Below are 17,417 nucleotides of genomic sequence, written 5' to 3'. Positions count from 1 at the left end.
GCCTCTATTGATCTAATTAAGCTTTTTTAACAAACTCAGATTTAAGTTTCATCGCACCGATACCAGTAATTTTACAATCGATGTTGTGACCATCTGACGCATCTGGCACTAAACGAATGCCTTTTACTTTTGTTCCCACTTTCACAACCAAAGACGAGCCTTTGACTTTTAAATCTTTAATGACAGTTACGCTATCGCCATCTTGTAATACATTGCCGTTTGCATCCAGAATCGTTTCGGCTTGCTCAGCTTGAGCTTCCCCTTCTTTCCATTCATGGCTACATTCTGGACAAATAAAAAGTTCACCATCAGCATAGGTGTATTCAGACTGACATTTTGGACAAGCTGGAATCGTCATTCAATATTCTCAAAAATAAAAATATTATCACCTGTATGCTCAGTTTTTTCAAAATTATCTTTTTCAATAATGCTTCTATTCTGCTCATTTTTTAAATTTTCCTTATTTTCTATAGGGATTTCATCTCTTTTTAGGCAATGCGGCTGACTAGCGAAAAAAAATGAATCTATTACAATGGCGAACCCCTGCTATAAATGTGAGTCATTTATTTTGAGCCATCAACCAATCACACTGCAAAGACGTTTAAAAAACCGACATATTCAACTCATCGCCATGGGCGGTGCCATTGGTACTGGCTTATTTTTAGGTTCGGCACATATTATTCAATCTGCTGGCCCATCAATTATTTTGGGTTATGCCATTGGTGGTCTGATTGCTTTTTTAATTATGCGCCAAATGGGTGAAATGATTGTCGAACAGCCTGTTGCGGGTTCTTTTAGTCATTTGGCCTATCAATATTGGGGGAAGTTTGCAGGCTTTTTAACTGGTTGGAATTATTGGGTGGTTTATTTATTGGTCGCTATGACTGAACTCACCGCAGTCGCCCAATATATTCATTTTTGGTGGCCACAGATTCCATCTTGGTTGTCTGTCTTCTTTTTCTTTGTCGTCATTACCCTGATTAACTTGGGCAATGTTAAATTTTATGGCGAATCTGAATTTTGGCTTGCCATCATTAAGGTTGCTGCCGTCATTGCCATGATTGTCTTTGGGTTGTATTTAATTTTCACTGCAAGCCCAGATTCTCATATTAGCTTAAGTAATCTTTGGTCACATGGCGGATTTTTCCCACACGGGTTCAGTGGTCTGTTTTATATGCTGGCATTTATTCTGTTCGCTTTTGGTGGCATAGAACTTATTGGCATGACCGCAGCCGAAGCAGAACAGCCAGAACGCTCAATTCCACAAGCCATTAATCAAGTGGTTTTTCGGGTACTGGTTTTCTATATTGGTTCACTTAGTGTTTTACTGTCGCTGGTGCCGTGGGACGCGTTAAAATTGGGTGGTTTAGAGCAAAGCCCATTTGTCCTTATTTTCAAACAACTCGGCTTTTCTTGGGCTGCACACTTACTCAATTTTATTATTTTAACAGCGGCACTTTCTGTTTATAACAGTGGCATGTTTGCCAATAGTCGGATGCTGTTCGGTCTGGCACAGCAAAAACAGGCGCCTCAATTTCTGCTCAAGGTAAATCAGCAAGGTGTGCCGTATTACTGTGTTTTAGTTTCCGCGGCGCTGATCTTTTTATGTGTATTGTTAAATTATTTTGTACCAGAACAAGCACTCAGCCACTTAATGTACTTGTCAGTCACGGGGTTGGTTCTAAATTGGGCAATGATTACCCTCACCCATTTAAAATTTAAGAACATCATCAAAGCACAACAAAAAACCACGCGTTTCCCTGCTCTTTTTTACCCTATCAGTAATTATATTGTCTTAATTTTTATTGGCTTAGTACTTTTTATTATGGCACAACAAGGCTTTATGGAATCTGTAATTATTCTGCCAGTCTGGATTGTACTTTTATTCATCTTTTTTAAGCTCAAGCAAAGATGATTTCAAGTCAAGATAAAAACTGTACGACTGCTAGGCGAAAGATTACCAATCGATTACAATCCAAGTTATTTCATATCGAGCTGTAAGACACGTGAGCAATAACACACCACTTCAGCGAGGACTAAAAAACCGCCATATCCAGCTCATTGCCATGGGGGGAGCCATTGGAACAGGTCTTTTTTTAGGTTCTGCGCAAGTCATCCAATCTGCTGGGCCATCGATTATTCTAGGCTATGCTATTGGTGGTCTCATCGCCTTTTTAATTATGCGCCAACTTGGTGAAATGATTGTTCATGAACCGACCACAGGCTCTTTCAGTCATTTTGCCTATAAATACTGGGGGAAATTCCCTGGGTTTATTTCGGGCTGGAATTACTGGATTTTATATATTCTTGTTGCCATGTCTGAACTTACAGCAGTTGCCAAATATATCAATTATTGGTGGCCTTTTATTCCTGCATGGGTTTCTGTTTTATTCTTCTTTGTTGTCATTAGCTTAATCAATTTAGGTAATGTCAAATTTTATGGCGAATCTGAATTTTGGCTTGCGATTATTAAAGTCACAGCCGTGATCGCCATGATTGTATTTGGCATTGTGCTCTTGTTTACGGCTGACCCAACATCAGGTTCACATATTAGTAACCTATGGACACATGGCGGATTTTTTCCAAAGGGCGTTCCTGGCCTGTTCTACATGCTGGCCTTTATCATGTTTGCTTTCGGTGGTATTGAACTGATTGGGATGGCAGCAGCCGAAGCAGAACAACCTGAAAAAACCATTCCAAAAGCCATCAACCAAGTGGTTTTTCGGGTACTGATTTTCTATGTCGGTTCACTGGCTGTTCTACTTTCTCTCGTTCCATGGGATAAGTTACAACTCGGTGGTTTGGACAAAAGTCCATTTGTGATGATTTTTAGTCAATTAGGTATTGGCTGGGCAGCGAGCATCCTGAATTTTATTATTTTGACTGCAGCATTATCTGTTTATAACAGTGGTATGTATGCCAATAGCCGTATGTTGTTTGGCTTGGCTGAGCAAGGCAATGCACCTAAAGTGTTTATGAAAGTCAATAAACAAGGCGTGCCGATTCCTGCTGTGCTATTTTCAGCTTCGCTTATTTTTGCGTGTGTATTGTTGAACTATTTTGTACCCGAAGATGCTTTGGGCCATTTGATGTATATCGTAGTTGGCGCATTGGTGTTGAACTGGGCGATGATCTCGCTAACACATCTTAACTTTAAAAAGAAAATCAATGCTGAAGGGATTAAGACCCAATACCCATCATTGTTATACCCTGTCACTAATTATATCGTGTTAGGTTTTATCGCCGTTGTGTTGTATATCATGTGGACACAGGGCTTTAAAGAATCTGTAATTATGATTCCTGTGTGGATTATTCTCATGTTTATCTTATTTAAAGTGCTCAAAGTACAGAAGTCTTAAGCTCTTTTATTGGTATTTCTGATTATTTTTCATACCAATATTTTATTTTTTAAAAAGTTATTGCCATGCGATAACTTTTTTTTTAACCAAGTTTACGGTACAGTAACGCCAGTAAAATGCGGCCTTAGCTTAACTGGATAGAGCAGTTGCCTCCTAAGCGACCGACGTGGGTTCGAGTCCCGCAGACCGCACCATTTCACAAAAACCATCTAAAAACAACATATTAAAATAATCACAAACTTATGACTTTATAAACTTAATTTAAAAACCATCCATATTTACAGATCAAACGAATAAGAATATTCCCATTTTAGCTGTTCAATAAATCTTAATTTTTGTCCTTTCACCCATTTTATATGTTTCAAATTCACCATAGAAATAAGCCAATGATTTCAGTTCAAATCACTGGTTTAAACAAACATTGGTTAATGACTTGTTGCCTTTTAACTCAATCAGATCTCAATAACTTTCTAATACATCTACACCTTCGACTAAAAATCGGCCTTAAAAGCAATCTAAAGCAGTGATTTGTTAAGTGACACATGACTGTTAATTTCATTGAATCCAATCAGGTTTGAGCGAATCCATTTTTATTTGGCTGGATTACCCCACTGGTTTGGCTCGGGTTTCGTTTCCATCACCGACCAAATAAAGAGTGGAATTAAACCAATAATTGTAAATGCAATCAGCATCCACCACCCAGAACGATTAACATCGTGCAAACGGCGCACGCCTACCGCAAGGCTCGGCAAAAGAAAAACCAATGACAGTAGCCCTGAAACCATATCCATGCCGCCCTTGCTCATGCCCAGAACAGTCAAAACAAGACCGACAAAAAAGCTAATCAAAATCTGAAATAGATAAAAATACCAATATTCTTTTCTGCGGGCACGTCCTGAAAAATTGGCATAATTTTTTAGACATTTCATCGTCCAGTCAAAAAAACCGTAGTTTTCTTCTGCTGCAATTTGGCTATTTTGCCCATAATGAAAAGTATGTTGTACGTTGTTTCCACCAAAACTGACCAAATAAATCGAGGTGGCTTGTCCTAATTCATTGATATTAAAATCGACCTGCTGCCCACGCATAGGCATCTGTTGTTCTTTCCATTCTGAGCCAAAAAAACTATAGCGTCTGCCATCGTCCCCAGAAATTGCGCCTTCATTCAGCTGTATATTAAAATCGAGTAATGTGCCTTTCATATTTTATAAATTCCGAATTGGTCTTAATTTTATAATTGGAACTCGAGATTCTAATCAAATAAATAACATTACAAAAGCATTTTAAGCTTAAGGTACATAATCTCAAGATCGCTCGTTGTCCGCCAAATGGGAACTTTCTCACGTTTTAGGATTCAAGCAAATAATGTGTGGTGACATAAATCGGATATATTGAGAAAGCAAAGTGAATTTTCAAAGTTGCATCTGACATCAAACGATTCGTAAATAATTTAAAAATTTCATACAAAACAATCGACAAATTCACATAAATCTCTTATTAAAGTTGTTTAATTTTTATGTAGATCCATATAAATTACACTTTATAGCCAGTTTTATTTCAGGAATACGAATGTCTCAAATTATCGAGTTGGTGCAATCCATTAAACTAGAAAAAGAAGATTGTAAACCTATTGAATTTGCAAAAGGGACTCTGTTTAAAGTACAGCAAGATTTTCCAAATTGTTATTTGGTGAGTACCGATGAGGGATTTACTTTCACTTTGGCCAAAGAAGATGAAAATAAAACTTGGGTTAAATTCTAGATGTTCATTGTCACAGCATATAAATACGACGGTCAATATTTTTAAAATTTGTGCTGATTGTTTTTAGATTAAGAACAACAATATCAGACCGATAAAAAAGCCCATCTCAAAAAGATAGGCTTTTTTATTTATCGTCTTTATCCTTTGATTTGCGTTTCAAACTCTGGGCGCATTACCATCGCAATACATGTGAATAATCCGATAACGGCAACACTTGCGCCAACCCAGCCAATGGCATTTAACCCCATATGTAAACTTACGATGCTTCCCAATAAAGCACCGCCCCCTATCCCGACGTTATATAGCCCTGAATAAATAGACATTGCTACATCTGTTGCATCGGAGGCAAGCTGTAACACTTTGGCTTGCATTACCAATCCAAAACTCATGATCGCAATTCCCCAGAGTATCGTTAAAGCGGCAAGCCCAATAAAACTAAAAGACAAAGGTAAAAGTAAGAACATACTTAGACCAATTGAAACGCATGACCCCATAACAAACCAGCGTTGTTTTTTCCGTCCAAAACGGCTAAATAAAATTGAACCTAATATTCCAGAACCACCATAAAGCAATAACAATGACGTGGTTTGTGCTGAGTTTAAATGAGCGATCGTCATCGAAAATGGTTCAATATAACTATATGCCGTAAACTGTGCAGTAATCACAAATACAGTGCTACAAAACAATAGTAGTAAGGCAGGTCTTTGAAAAAGTGATGCTAAGCTTTTCACAGAGCCTGAGTTTTGGCTAGGCAGTGCTGGCAAGGTTTTGGCTAAAATCATGGTGGTGATGGCAGCAAGAAATGCAATCAGTGCAAACGTATTTCTCCAACCAAAAGTTTCCCCAATAATTCGACCAAACGGAATTCCCAAGACCAAAGCCAGTACAGTCCCTGTAGATAATAGTCCCAGTGCTTGTACACCTTTGCCCTCTGGTGCAACGCGTACCGCCAAAGAAGCGGTAATCGACCAAAACAGCGCATGGGAAAATGCAATACCAATTCGACTGATCAATAAGACAATAAAACTTGATGCGAAACTGGATAAAATATGACTAAAAATAAAGATTACAAATATCGAAAGTAATAAATTTTTTCTTTCCATATTTTTAGTTAATAGCATCATCGGTAATGAAACCAGAGCCACAACCCATGCATAAATGGTCAGCATGATACCTGCCTGTGCAGGTTGCATATCAAAACTTTTGGCAATGTCTGAGAGTAATGCGACAGGAACAAACTCTGTCGTATTAAAAATAAAAGCGGCTAAAGCCAAAGCAATAACACTAATCCAGCGCCCTTGGGTCACTGGTGAAGGAGAAGTTATCATAGAAATAGGAGATTAAATATAAAGAAAAGCAGTCGGTGAATGTGACACCATAAACTATTATATAACCAAAGCAAATACTGCTTGTATTACGATTGGTAAAATTCATTCAGCCTACCATATAAGCACTTATAATTATTTGTTTTTTATTTTACCAAAAAGAAAATCTGTAGCCAATATTGCCAAATGCTATCGCCTATTTAAATCACAATCTCAAATTTTCATTCGAGATATAAATTTTAAGATAGATCTTTAAACAACAATATTTAATGCTATGATTTAGCTTATAAATAAATCATTTTTATCGATAAGTTTTTATCTTTATAATGCTGAGCAGATTCTATGATTTACTTTACACACTTTTGGATTTAACCCAATATCTGTAAATTAGCATCCAAGCTGACAGCCAGGAACAATCATGACCAACACGATTCCTTCTATTGACCTTATTGATGCACTTGCTGCTGAATATGCACAGAAGTCACCCTCTGAAATTTTAGAGCTTGCCTTAAATCAACAAGGTGAAATTGCCATTTCTTTTTCGGGTGCCGAGGATGTTGTACTCATCGACATGGCTTATCGTTTACGTAAACCCTTCCGTGTTTTTAGCTTGGATACGGGGCGTTTACACCCTGAAACCTATCAATTTCTAGAACAAGTACGTAAGTTTTATAAAATTGACATTGAAATCTGTTTTCCTGAATCGCAAAGCGTTCAAGACTTTGTAACTCAAAAAGGACTCTTTAGTTTTTTTGAAGATGGACATCAAGAATGTTGTGGCATTCGCAAAGTGCAGCCTTTACGCAAAAAATTGGCCACCCTTGATGGCTGGATCACAGGACAACGTAAAGACCAAAGCCCAGGTACACGGAACGAAATTCCTGTGATTCAGGCCGACGCTGGTTTTTCTGGGCCAGATAAACAACTGATTAAATATAATCCGCTTGCAAACTGGTCAAGTGCAGATGTTTGGAATTATATCCGCATGATGGAAATTCCATATAACCCACTGCATGAACGTGGTTTTATTTCTATTGGCTGCGAACCTTGCACCCGTGCCGTACTCCCGAACCAACATGAACGTGAAGGTCGTTGGTGGTGGGAAGAGGCAACCCATAAAGAATGCGGATTACACGCAGGCAACCTGAAAAAATAAGCAAATATAAAAATGAGACACCAGTTCAAGGATTGACTGGTGTCATAATGATTGAACCTTTCTCTATTTTTAATGCGCCGGTTTATACTTGATTAAAATAGCAACAGAAACAGATTCTATTTAAATCTTGTGGCATAGGCAAATGAGGCCCGTATCCATGCGACCACTCCACCCCATCGATATTATTTTTCTGTCTTTAGAAAAAAGACAGCAGCCTATGCATGTAGGTGGGTTATTTTTGTTTAAAATTCCAGACAATGCGCCTTCAACTTACATTCAAGATTTAGTTCAGGATATCCGTGAGTCTAAAAGTATCCCTGTAGCGCCTTTTAACAATAAATTAAATGGTTTATTTTGGGATGAAGATCAGGAATTTGATTTAGACCATCACTTTCGCCACATTGCATTGCCACACCCCGGGCGTATTCGTGAATTACTGATTTATATTTCACAAGAACATGCCACTTTGCTTGATCGGGCAAAACCCTTGTGGACATGCACTATTATTGAAGGGATTGAAGACAACCGTTTTGCCATGTATTTCAAAATCCATCATGCAATGGTCGATGGTGTTGCCAGCATGCGTTTGATGGAAAAATCGTTCTCTAAAGACCCCAACAAGCAAAGTATTGTACCACCGTGGTGTATCAATAGCCGCAGAGAAAAACCTAAAAAGCCCAATGTGATTCGTCGCATAGGACAGACTGTTTCAAACCTAAAACATCAGGTCACCACAACACCTGCGGTATTTAACGAACTGTTTCAGGCCGTTCAGGAACGCAAATACAATCCAGATTATGTCTCAAGTTTTCAAGCACCTGCCTGCATTTTAAATCAGCGTGTAACGGCTTCTCGACGGTTTGCGGCACAGTCTTTTGCCTTCGAGCGATTCAGACGCATTGCCAAAGCACTGGATATGACTTTAAATGATATCGTTTTAGCGGTTTGTTCAACTGCATTACGTGAATATTTAATCAGCCTAAACAGCTTGCCGAATAAACCCCTCATTGCAATGGTGCCTACATCAATTCGTAGTGACGACTCCGATGTCAGCAACCGAATCACCATGATTTTGGCTAACCTTGCCACGCATGTTGTAGACCCGATTGAAAGAGCAACCATTATTTCAAGAAGTGTTAAAAATGCTAAAATGCGTTTTCAACGTATGACATCAAGCCAGATTTTAAGTTATAGCGCATTTGTATATGCAGCAGCAGGCTTAAATATTTTATCGGGAATGATGCCAAAACATCAGGCATTTAATTTGGTGATCTCTAATGTTGCAGGGCCTAGAGAGCCGCTTTATTGGAATGGTGCAAAACTCGAAGCTTTATACCCAGCTTCTGTTGTGTTTGATGGACAAGCACTCAATATCACCCTAACGAGTTATTTAGATAAACTTGAAGTAGGAATTGTGGCCTGTCGTAAAGCCTTACCTAAAGTACAAAATTTATTGATTCTATTAGAACAAGCCATTCAGACCTATGAACAGGTTTTGAATTTAGATGATTTAGAAACAAATATTGTCTTAAAATAGTCTACAGCTATTGCACACAAATCAAAGGGCGACCATTTCGCCCTTTGATGCTTAACTTTTAACAGTACGACATAATCTTAATAGTTCAATACACACGTCCTGCACCATCGATGTCGTGATCGGAATCTCTTTACCGTGTTCATCTACCATAAAGCAATCATTTTTTGCTGGTTGATGATTCGTTGTATGTGGAACACTGGTTTTCACACTTTTTTCTTCGCAAACTTGCATAATGGACTCCCCCGTGGCTAAGAGCGTATGTCTTTGGCTAGAACCTAGGGCTATAGTATTGAAAATGTGACTCAAAAGTAAAATTCCAGTTGTAACAAGGATTAAGCGATATCTTGTTACAACTTTAGCTTAAAATGATATCGTATTGCTCTTGCGTATATAGGTTTTCCACCTGAAATTTGATAATTCGGCTGATAAAGTGTTCTAAATCGGCCACTGCAGGTGCTTCAGCAGTTAACAATCGGTCAATCACCATTGGATTTGCAACAACCGTAAAACCAGCCTGAGACTGATAAGCTCGGGCATAACGCATAATTTCACGAAATATTTCATAACAAATTGTCTCTGAGGTCTTCACAAAACCACGTCCCTGACAGGTCGGACAAGACTCACAAAGCAAATGTTCTAAAGATTCACGTGTGCGTTTACGTGTCATTTCAACCAAACCTAACTCAGATACCTGTGTAATTTTGGTTTTGGCATGATCACGCTCAAGCATACGATCAAATTGTTTCATGACTTCTTCACGATGCACCGCTTCTTGCATGTCAATAAAGTCAATGATGATAATTCCACCCAGATTTCTTAACCGTAACTGACGTGCAATCACCTCAGTTGCTTCCATATTGGTTTTGAAAACGGTGTCTTCCAGACTACGCCCACCAACATACGACCCTGTATTGACATCGATTGTGGTCATGGCTTCGGTCTGGTCTATCATTAAATAGCCACCCGACTTCAATGCAACACGGGTTTGTAAGGCTTTTTGAATATCTTCTTCGACGTTATATAAATCGAATAACGGACGTTCTCCCGGATAATGAATCAAACGATTCAGCATCTCAGGCATAAACTCCCCGATAAAATCTTTAAGCTTGTTATAAACTTCACGAGAATCGATATAAATTTTACTGGTCGTTTCCGTTGCCAGATCTCGTACAATTCGCTGTGGTAAAGGTAACTCTTCAAAAATAAGTGATGGCACCACAATACTGCGTTGTTTACGCTGGATATATTCCCAAAGTTTTGCTAGATATCCCATATCCTGCGCAATAGATGCTTCATCAATGCCATCTGCAGCTGTACGGACAATTACGCTTCCGGGTAATTTATATTGAGTCTGGATTTTTTCAATGATGGAGCGTAACCGATCACGTTCTTCTTCTGATTCAATACGCTGCGAAACACCAATATGGTTACCATAAGGCATAAGTACCAAATAACGGGAAGGAATTGAAAGATCTGTGCTGAGTCTAGCGCCTTTTGTCCCCAACATATCTTTCATGACTTGTACCGTCAGGGTTTGCCCTGGCTGTAATAGCTCAAAAACATTAGGTGTCGCTTGCGAACGTGGCCAGACCATATCATTGATATGTAAAAAAGCAGTACGAGACAGACCAATATCTACAAATGCAGCCTGCATCCCCGGTAGGACACGCACCACTTTACCTTTATAAATATTCCCCACCAGACCACGTTTTACTGCCCGCTCCACGAATAACTCGTTGACCGTTCCATTTTCGATTAATGCAACGCGGCATTCCATAGGCGTAACATTAATCAATAATTCATCTGACATAACAAACCCAAAACATTATAAGAATTCTTTTTAAAGCAATTAGTTTAGTGCATTAATCGCTTTTAGTAATGCTGCCGTTTCATGTAGAGGCAAACCGACCACATTGGTATAGCTACCATCTATTCGCGGAATAAATCGTGCTGCAATTCCCTGAATTGCATATCCCCCAGCTTTACCTACGGGTTCCCCTGTCGCCCAATAATTTTCCATATCACTTGGCGTTAAAATCTGAAATTCAACGCGGGTCTGAACGACTTCAACCTGAATATTTGAGTCATTCATCACACACACGCCTGTCAATACATCATGGTATCGACCTGATAGTTTTGACCATATTTCAAAGGCATGCTGCTTATTTTCAGGTTTCCCAATAATCTCAGCATCCACTGCAAGACAAGTATCCGCAGCAATGACTGTGGCATCAGGAAATTGCTGCCATACGAGATGTGCTTTTTCCTGAGCAAGTCTTGCGACATAATCTTGTGCAATTTCCTTCGGCTTAACGCTTTCATCGATGTCGGGACTAAGAACATCAAAACTTAGTCCAAGTTGTAATAACAACGCTTTACGACGAGGCGAACCAGAAGCAAGAATTAAGCGCGCCATTTCTTAAAGCAATAATATAACACAGGCCAAATCAAAACACTGCTGAATAACGGCGGCCAACGACGCATTACAGGATAATTAATCCCAACCATTACCTGTGTCACCCAAAGAAATAGCAAATAAGCGGCTATTGCTAAAAACGCAATGCTCCACAAATTTAAAAAGGTCAATACACGGCGTTCACGTACAAAAAAACGTATCACAAAAGTCAAAATGACAAAAATCAATGCATTTTGTCCCAGAGGTGCATCGATCAGCAGGTCAGTAAAAATCCCCATACCGAAAGCAAACCACACCCCGCACCATGTTGGCTGGCATAGCACCCAATACAGCATCACCAGCAACATCATGGCAGGTCTCCATGCAGAGACCTCATATGACAATGGATAAATCGTCAAAATTGATGCAAGGATGATTGAAATTGCAATCGCAATTAAAGGGTCTTTTCTTTTTTCAGGGCGATAATTAGCGGTCAACATAGGGTTGTTCCTTAGCTAATGAGTCTGAAAACAAGACCACAACATAATGCCCACCTGATAACTGTGCCGCAGGTGTCACTTCAATTTTGGCAAATTCACCCGAATTATGCCGTTGGATATTCGCTACAGTTCCAATTAAATAACCTGCAGGGAAATGTTCTCCCAGACCAGAACTATAGATACGATCACCGACCACAATATCAGCACTGGTTGGTACATATTGCATTTCGAGTTTGCCCGAATCGCCTGTTCCAGAAATAATTGCCCGCATTCCTGTACGTTCAATTCGTGCTGACAATGAGCTTTCTTTATCCGATAACAGCAATACACGCGCACTATGTGAATAGACATTAATAATCTGTCCCATAATGCCTTTATCATCAAGAACAACTTGTCCTTCATGCAAATGATCTGCCGTACCACGGTTAATCACAATGATATGGCGTAATGGATCCGCATCCGTTCCAATCACTTCAGCAATTTCAATACGACCATCAATAATTAAAGGAGTATCTAACAAACCACGTAATCGAGTGTTTTCAGCAGAAAGTTCGGATAATTTTTGTAACCTGACCTGTGCCTGTAATAACTCTGCACGCATTGCAGTGTTTTCACGGCGCAATTGTTCTTCAGATTTGGTCTGTTGATTCAGCCACTCTCGCGACATGACAGGATAACTTGCAATGGCATAAATCGGATTATATGCAGCATTCAAGACATCCCTTGCAGGTTGGATTACATGCGGCATCCGCCAGTCGAAAAATAGAACGACCAAGCATGTAATCACTGCAATGATAAATGAGCGAAAAGATGGCGGTTGTCTTGAAAAAATATTCGGTTGCACCGCCTAATCCTTTTTATCCTACAAAAAGCATGTCATGGTTTGGATTGTCAAAGAATTCTAAGACTTTACCACCACCACGAGTCACACAAGTAAGCGGATCTTCTGCAACAACAACAGGTAAACCTGTTTCCTGAGCAAGCAATTTATCAAGATTACGAAGTAACGCACCGCCACCTGTCAACACGATACCGCGTTCAGCAATATCAGAAGAAAGTTCAGGAGGTGTTTGCTCTAATGCTGATTTAACTGCACTCACAATACTTTGTAGTGGATCAGCAATGGCCTGCATCACTTCATCTGAAGTTACGGTAATTGAACGTGGTACACCTTCTGCAAGGTTACGACCGCGAACTTCAATTTCCAGCTTTTCATCTTCAGCAATCGCCATGCCGACTTCTTTCTTAATCAGTTCAGCAGTGGTTTCACCAATAACACAGCCATGTGCTTTACGAACGTAGTTGATGATTTGTTCATCAAATACATCACCACCAATACGCAAAGAGTCTGAGTAAACACTGCCCTGTAACGAAATAATGGCGATTTCAGTGGTACCACCACCAACATCAACCACCATAGAGCCACATGCTTGCTCTACAGGTAAGCCTGCACCAATTGCAGCAGCCATAGGCTCTTCAATCAGGCGTACATCACGTGCACCAGCGTTATACACCGCTTCACGGATCGCACGGCGCTCAACCAATGTTGATTTACACGGTACACACACAACAACACGTGGTGCTGGTGGAAATAAACGTTTTTCGTGAACTTTACCAATGAATTGGTTTAACATGGTTTCAGTTACTTCGAAATCAGCAATCACCCCGTCTTTCATTGGGCGAATCGCAGAAATATTGGCTGGTGTACGACCGAGCATTTGTTTTGCGTCAAGACCTACGGCAGCAACAATTTTCTGCGAACCGCTGTGACGAATTGCAACCACCGTCGGTTCATTTAAAATGATGCCTCGTCCAGGCGCATAAATCAGTGTATTAGCTGTACCTAAATCAATGGCAAGATCTGGGGAAAACAAGCCAATTAGTCGTTTTAGAATCACGGGTCGTTCTCAGTTTTTACAAATATGGACGCAAGGTCGCAACTTTAACTAAATGTGATGATTTGAACAAGTCAATCGCTTATCATATAGCACTATATTTTACATTTTTTTGATACTGACTAGGTGATGTTATGTCTACATCAGATGTGCAGCGTTCAGATTTGGATGCTCAAACCGTTTCACAGATTGCGAATCTTGCTCGTTTATCACTCAATGATACGCAATCGAATGAGTACGCACAAAGTCTAAATAAAATTTTAGGCATGATGGAAACCTTGAAAGCCATTGATACTACTGGTGTTGAACCATTAAAAAGTCCTTTCGACAATCCTCAGCCGCTACGCCCCGATGTTGTTACTGAAAGTAACCATCGTGAAGCGTACCAAGCCATCGCACCTGCAACTCAGGATGGTTTGTACCTTGTACCGCGCGTAATTGAATAAATTCCTTTTTGTTACTTTTTGTAAAAATTAAATACTGATTCTATTATGACTGATCTACACCGCTTATCGATTCGCGAGTTGTCTGAAGGTTTAGCTTCGGCAAAATTTTCATCTCGAGAACTGACACAACATTATTTAAATCGTATCAGCAAAATTGATACTCAAGTCAAAAGTTATGTGACTGTTACCCCAGAGCAGGCACTGAGCCAAGCTGATGCTGCCGATGCCGCAATTCAAGCTGGCAATGCAACAGCTTTGACGGGTATTCCACTTGCGCACAAAGACATCTTTTGTACCAAAGGGATTAAAACCACTGCTGGTTCAAAAATACTCGACAACTTCATTTCACCTTACGATGCCACTGTGGTTGAAAAAACCAATGCAGCAGGTCTAATCACTTTAGGTAAAGTGAATATGGACGAGTTTGCAATGGGTTCAACCTCTGAAAGCTCGTATGTCGGTGCAACGAGCAACCCGTGGGCACTTGATCGTGTTCCGGGTGGTTCATCAGGCGGCTCTGCTGCGGCTGTCGCGGCTGATTTAGCACCATTTGCGACAGGTACGGACACAGGTGGTTCAATTCGCCAACCCGCTTCTTTTTGTGGTTTAACGGGCTTAAAACCAACCTATGGTCGTGTATCTCGCTTCGGGATCATTGCTTATGCATCATCTTTAGACCAAGCAGGCCCAATGGCACGCTCGGCTGAAGACTGTGCTTACCTCATGAATGTGATGGCAGGTCACGATGCCAAAGACTCAACTTCTGTAGATAAAGAAGTTGATAACTACGTTGCAAACTTGAACAGCACATCGGTTAAAGGTTTACGCATTGGTATTCCAAAACAGTACTTTAATGTTGCTGGTTTAGCCGCTGACGTGAAAGCTCGTGTTGAAGCATCGTTGCAAAAACTAGAAGAACTTGGCGCAACATTGGTTGAAATCGACCTGAATATGGTTGAAAGCTATGTGCCGACCTACTACCTGATTGCACCAGCAGAAGCATCTTCAAACTTGTCTCGTTATGACGGTGTACGTTACGGCTACCGTTGTGAAAACCCAGTGGACTTGATGGACTTGTACAAGCGTTCTCGTTCTGAAGGTTTTGGCGAAGAAGTCAAACGTCGTATCTTGATCGGAACCTATGCACTGTCTGCGGGTTATTATGATGCTTACTATGTGAAAGCACAAAAAGTTCGTCGCTTAATTCAACAAGACTTCTTGAAAGCTTTTGAAAATGTCGATGTGATTGCTGCGCCTTCTGCACCAACCACAGCTTACAAAATTGGCGCAAACTTAACGCCAGTTGAAATGTACTTGGGTGACATTTACACCCTTGCAGTCAACCTTGCAGGTTTACCAGCCATCAATGCCCCTGTTGGTTTTGACAGTCAAAACCTACCTGTTGGCTTACAGTTGATTGGTAACTACTGGTCTGAATCACAATTGCTTTCGATTGTGCATCAATACCAACAACATACCGACTTCCATACTCAACGTGCGGCAATTGCTGAGGAGAATGCATAATGGCACAAGCTCAAAAAAAGCCTAAATCAAATTTAATTGATGGTTGGGAAGTTGTCATCGGGATTGAGATTCACACCCAACTTGCAACCAATTCTAAAATCTTCTCAGGTTCTTCGACGGAGTTCGGTCAAGACCCAAATACTCAAGCAAGCCTTGTTGACTTGGCCATGCCGGGTGTACTACCTGTCTTAAATAAAGAAGTGGTTGATCTTGCGATTCGTTTTGGTTTGGGGATTGATGCCTACATCGACCAAGCATCTGTGTTTGCACGTAAAAACTACTTCTACCCTGATTCACCAAAAGGCTATCAAATTAGCCAAATGGACAACCCGATTGTGGGCTTAGGACACATCGACATCCAACTTGAAGATGGTACAGTGAAACGCATTGGCGTCACCCGTGCCCATCTTGAAGAAGATGCAGGTAAATCTGTGCATGACCAATTTGAAGGCATGTCAGGTATCGACTTAAACCGTGCAGGTACACCTTTGCTTGAAATTGTGTCTGAACCAGATATGCGTTCGGTCGAAGAAGCGGTTGCTTATATTAAAGCCATTCATACGCTTGTACGTTGGTTAGGTATTTCTGACGGTAACATGGCAGAAGGTTCTTTCCGTGCCGACTGTAACGTGTCTTTACGTCGTCCGGGTGAGTCATTTGGTACACGTTGTGAGCTAAAAAACCTTAACTCTTTCCGTTTCATTGAACAAGCGATCAATGTTGAAATTGAACGCCAAATGGAAATTTTGGAATGGGGCGGTAGCATTGACCAAGAAACTCGTTTGTTCGATCCGAACAAAATGGAAACCCGTTCAATGCGTTCTAAAGAAGAAGCGAATGACTATCGCTACTTCCCTGACCCAGACTTGTTACCCGTGATTATTGCAGATGAGCAAATTGAAACGGCTCGTGCTGCGCTTCCAGAGTTGCCTGCTGCACGTCGTGCACGTTTCATTGCTGACTTTGGCGTGACTGAATACGATGCACATGTACTGACGCTTTCTCGTGAAATGGCAGACTTTTATGAGGCTGTTGTGGCTGCGGCTGGCGGTGTTGCTCAAGGTAAAGTGTCTGCAAACTGGGTGATGGGAGAATTCTCTGGTGCTTTAAATAAAGCAGGCTTGGACTTGGCTGACTCTCCTGTTTCTGCTGAACAGTTAGGTGGTATGGTTGCACGTATTGTGGATAACACCATTAACGGTAAAATCGCTAAGCAAGTGTTTGGCTTTATGTGGGAAGAAGGCAAAACTGCGGACGAAATTATCGCAGAAAAAGGCTTGAAGCAAGAAACCGATACAGGTGCGATTGAAGCGATTATTAAAGACGTGCTTGCAGCCAATGAAAAAATGGTTGAAGAATACAAGTCTGGTAAAGAGAAAGCCTTTAACGGTCTTGTTGGTCAAGTGATGAAAGCTGCAAAAGGCAAAGCCAACCCTGCGCAAGTCAATGAATTGATGAAGAAATTGATTGGTTAATAGTTGACTAATTTATTGTTTTTATGAGATAAAGCTCCTTTTTA

17 protein-coding genes and 1 tRNA gene are annotated in these 17,417 nt (G+C 40.4%); 9 read left to right on the top strand and 9 right to left on the bottom strand.

Annotated elements, in window-relative coordinates:
• Window positions 1–16: 16 nt before the first annotated feature.
• Complete coding sequence (locus ABDV70_RS04870) at window positions 17–358, bottom strand: zinc ribbon domain-containing protein YjdM (protein WP_343595865.1); 342 nt, start codon at window positions 356–358, stop codon at window positions 17–19.
• Window positions 359–568: 210 nt separating this feature from the next.
• Between ABDV70_RS04870 and ABDV70_RS04865 the strand changes: the two genes are divergently transcribed.
• The 3 genes from ABDV70_RS04865 (at window position 569) to ABDV70_RS04855 (ending at window position 3,553) form a co-directional block, all read left to right on the top strand.
• On the top strand, window positions 569–1,915 hold the full coding sequence (locus ABDV70_RS04865; protein WP_343595972.1) for an amino acid permease: 1,347 nt from the start codon (window positions 569–571) through the stop codon (window positions 1,913–1,915).
• A gap of 91 nt (window positions 1,916–2,006) precedes the next feature.
• Window positions 2,007–3,359, top strand: coding sequence for an amino acid permease (locus ABDV70_RS04860; RefSeq protein ID WP_343595864.1), 1,353 nt, complete (start codon window positions 2,007–2,009; stop codon window positions 3,357–3,359).
• Window positions 3,360–3,477: 118 nt separating this feature from the next.
• Window positions 3,478–3,553 (top strand) — tRNA-Arg (locus ABDV70_RS04855).
• A gap of 396 nt (window positions 3,554–3,949) precedes the next feature.
• On the opposite strand, the gene ABDV70_RS04850 is transcribed toward ABDV70_RS04855, so the two are convergent.
• Window positions 3,950–4,561: a DUF805 domain-containing protein gene (locus ABDV70_RS04850; protein WP_343595863.1), complete on the bottom strand. Its 612-nt coding sequence runs from the start codon at window positions 4,559–4,561 to the stop codon at window positions 3,950–3,952.
• A 367-nt stretch (window positions 4,562–4,928) separates the two neighbouring features.
• Here ABDV70_RS04850 and ABDV70_RS04845 point away from each other — a divergent pair, with 367 nt between their 5' ends.
• Window positions 4,929–5,120 carry a hypothetical protein gene (locus ABDV70_RS04845; protein WP_343595862.1) on the top strand — a complete coding sequence of 64 codons (192 nt, stop codon included), beginning with the start codon at window positions 4,929–4,931 and terminating at the stop codon, window positions 5,118–5,120.
• A 137-nt stretch (window positions 5,121–5,257) separates the two neighbouring features.
• Here the strand turns inward: ABDV70_RS04845 and ABDV70_RS04840 are convergent, their stop codons facing one another.
• On the bottom strand, window positions 5,258–6,448 hold the full coding sequence (locus ABDV70_RS04840; RefSeq protein ID WP_343595861.1) for a sugar transporter: 1,191 nt from the start codon (window positions 6,446–6,448) through the stop codon (window positions 5,258–5,260).
• Window positions 6,449–6,863: 415 nt separating this feature from the next.
• Between ABDV70_RS04840 and ABDV70_RS04835 the strand changes: the two genes are divergently transcribed.
• Window positions 6,864–7,601: a phosphoadenylyl-sulfate reductase gene (locus tag ABDV70_RS04835; RefSeq protein WP_343595860.1), complete on the top strand. Its 738-nt coding sequence runs from the start codon at window positions 6,864–6,866 to the stop codon at window positions 7,599–7,601.
• 157 nt (window positions 7,602–7,758) lie between these two features.
• Window positions 7,759–9,138, top strand: a complete 1,380-nt coding sequence (locus tag ABDV70_RS04830) for a wax ester/triacylglycerol synthase family O-acyltransferase (protein ID WP_343595858.1) — start codon at window positions 7,759–7,761, stop codon at window positions 9,136–9,138.
• Between the two features lie 51 nt (window positions 9,139–9,189).
• Here ABDV70_RS04830 and ABDV70_RS04825 read toward each other — a convergent pair whose 3' ends face one another.
• From ABDV70_RS04825 to ABDV70_RS04800, 6 genes are all read right to left on the bottom strand, one after another.
• The gene (locus tag ABDV70_RS04825) at window positions 9,190–9,369 is read right to left on the bottom strand and encodes a PA1571 family protein (protein ID WP_343595857.1); all 180 of its coding nucleotides are present in this window, start codon (window positions 9,367–9,369) and stop codon (window positions 9,190–9,192) included.
• Between the two features lie 124 nt (window positions 9,370–9,493).
• Window positions 9,494–10,948 carry a ribonuclease G gene (gene rng / locus ABDV70_RS04820; RefSeq protein WP_343595855.1) on the bottom strand — a complete coding sequence of 485 codons (1,455 nt, stop codon included), beginning with the start codon at window positions 10,946–10,948 and terminating at the stop codon, window positions 9,494–9,496.
• A 39-nt stretch (window positions 10,949–10,987) separates the two neighbouring features.
• Entirely contained in the window at window positions 10,988–11,554 is a 567-nt protein-coding gene (locus ABDV70_RS04815) for a Maf family nucleotide pyrophosphatase (RefSeq protein WP_343595853.1), read from the bottom strand.
• Window positions 11,542–12,033 (bottom strand): rod shape-determining protein MreD, encoded by a 492-nt coding sequence (gene mreD, locus ABDV70_RS04810; RefSeq protein ID WP_343595851.1) that lies wholly within the window; start codon window positions 12,031–12,033, stop codon window positions 11,542–11,544. Before mreD ends, ABDV70_RS04815 begins: the two co-directional genes overlap by 13 nt.
• Window positions 12,020–12,877: a rod shape-determining protein MreC gene (mreC, locus tag ABDV70_RS04805; protein ID WP_343595849.1), complete on the bottom strand. Its 858-nt coding sequence runs from the start codon at window positions 12,875–12,877 to the stop codon at window positions 12,020–12,022. The genes mreD and mreC overlap by 14 nt, the downstream gene beginning before the upstream one ends.
• A gap of 13 nt (window positions 12,878–12,890) precedes the next feature.
• Window positions 12,891–13,931, bottom strand: a complete 1,041-nt coding sequence (locus ABDV70_RS04800; protein ID WP_343595848.1) for a rod shape-determining protein — start codon at window positions 13,929–13,931, stop codon at window positions 12,891–12,893.
• Between the two features lie 131 nt (window positions 13,932–14,062).
• Between ABDV70_RS04800 and gatC the strand changes: the two genes are divergently transcribed.
• The 3 genes from gatC to gatB are packed head-to-tail and all read left to right on the top strand — an operon-like array spanning window position 14,063 to window position 17,373.
• On the top strand, window positions 14,063–14,374 hold the full coding sequence (gene gatC, locus ABDV70_RS04795; RefSeq protein ID WP_343595847.1) for an Asp-tRNA(Asn)/Glu-tRNA(Gln) amidotransferase subunit GatC: 312 nt from the start codon (window positions 14,063–14,065) through the stop codon (window positions 14,372–14,374).
• 45 nt (window positions 14,375–14,419) lie between these two features.
• Window positions 14,420–15,898, top strand: coding sequence for an Asp-tRNA(Asn)/Glu-tRNA(Gln) amidotransferase subunit GatA (gene gatA, locus ABDV70_RS04790; protein ID WP_343595846.1), 1,479 nt, complete (start codon window positions 14,420–14,422; stop codon window positions 15,896–15,898).
• Entirely contained in the window at window positions 15,898–17,373 is a 1,476-nt protein-coding gene (gene gatB / locus ABDV70_RS04785; protein ID WP_343595845.1) for an Asp-tRNA(Asn)/Glu-tRNA(Gln) amidotransferase subunit GatB, read from the top strand. Before gatA ends, gatB begins: the two co-directional genes overlap by 1 nt.
• Window positions 17,374–17,417: the final 44 nt, after the last annotated feature.

The sequence above is a fragment of the Acinetobacter sp. genome, assembly GCF_039596015.1.
Lineage (GTDB): Bacteria > Pseudomonadota > Gammaproteobacteria > Pseudomonadales > Moraxellaceae > Acinetobacter.
Note: the sequence above shows the minus strand (reverse complement) of the source record. Positions and strands in the feature narration are given on the sequence as shown.

Bases quoted from the DNA above. Each gene is read 5' to 3' on its own strand.
- ABDV70_RS04845 (WP_343595862.1), top strand. From the start codon at position 4,929: ATGTCTCAAATTATCGAGTTGGTGCAATCCATTAAACTAGAAAAAGAA.
- ABDV70_RS04850 (WP_343595863.1), bottom strand. From the start codon at position 4,561: ATGAAAGGCACATTACTCGATTTTAATATACAGCTGAATGAAGGCGCA.
- gatC (WP_343595847.1), top strand. From the start codon at position 14,063: ATGTCTACATCAGATGTGCAGCGTTCAGATTTGGATGCTCAAACCGTT.
- ABDV70_RS04840 (WP_343595861.1), bottom strand. From the start codon at position 6,448: ATGATAACTTCTCCTTCACCAGTGACCCAAGGGCGCTGGATTAGTGTT.
- gatB (WP_343595845.1), top strand. From the start codon at position 15,898: ATGGCACAAGCTCAAAAAAAGCCTAAATCAAATTTAATTGATGGTTGG.
- ABDV70_RS04830 (WP_343595858.1), top strand. From the start codon at position 7,759: ATGCGACCACTCCACCCCATCGATATTATTTTTCTGTCTTTAGAAAAA.
- ABDV70_RS04825 (WP_343595857.1), bottom strand. From the start codon at position 9,369: ATGCAAGTTTGCGAAGAAAAAAGTGTGAAAACCAGTGTTCCACATACA.
- ABDV70_RS04870 (WP_343595865.1), bottom strand. From the start codon at position 358: ATGACGATTCCAGCTTGTCCAAAATGTCAGTCTGAATACACCTATGCT.
- mreD (WP_343595851.1), bottom strand. From the start codon at position 12,033: ATGTTGACCGCTAATTATCGCCCTGAAAAAAGAAAAGACCCTTTAATT.
- rng (WP_343595855.1), bottom strand. From the start codon at position 10,948: ATGTCAGATGAATTATTGATTAATGTTACGCCTATGGAATGCCGCGTT.
- gatA (WP_343595846.1), top strand. From the start codon at position 14,420: ATGACTGATCTACACCGCTTATCGATTCGCGAGTTGTCTGAAGGTTTA.
- ABDV70_RS04815 (WP_343595853.1), bottom strand. From the start codon at position 11,554: ATGGCGCGCTTAATTCTTGCTTCTGGTTCGCCTCGTCGTAAAGCGTTG.
- ABDV70_RS04835 (WP_343595860.1), top strand. From the start codon at position 6,864: ATGACCAACACGATTCCTTCTATTGACCTTATTGATGCACTTGCTGCT.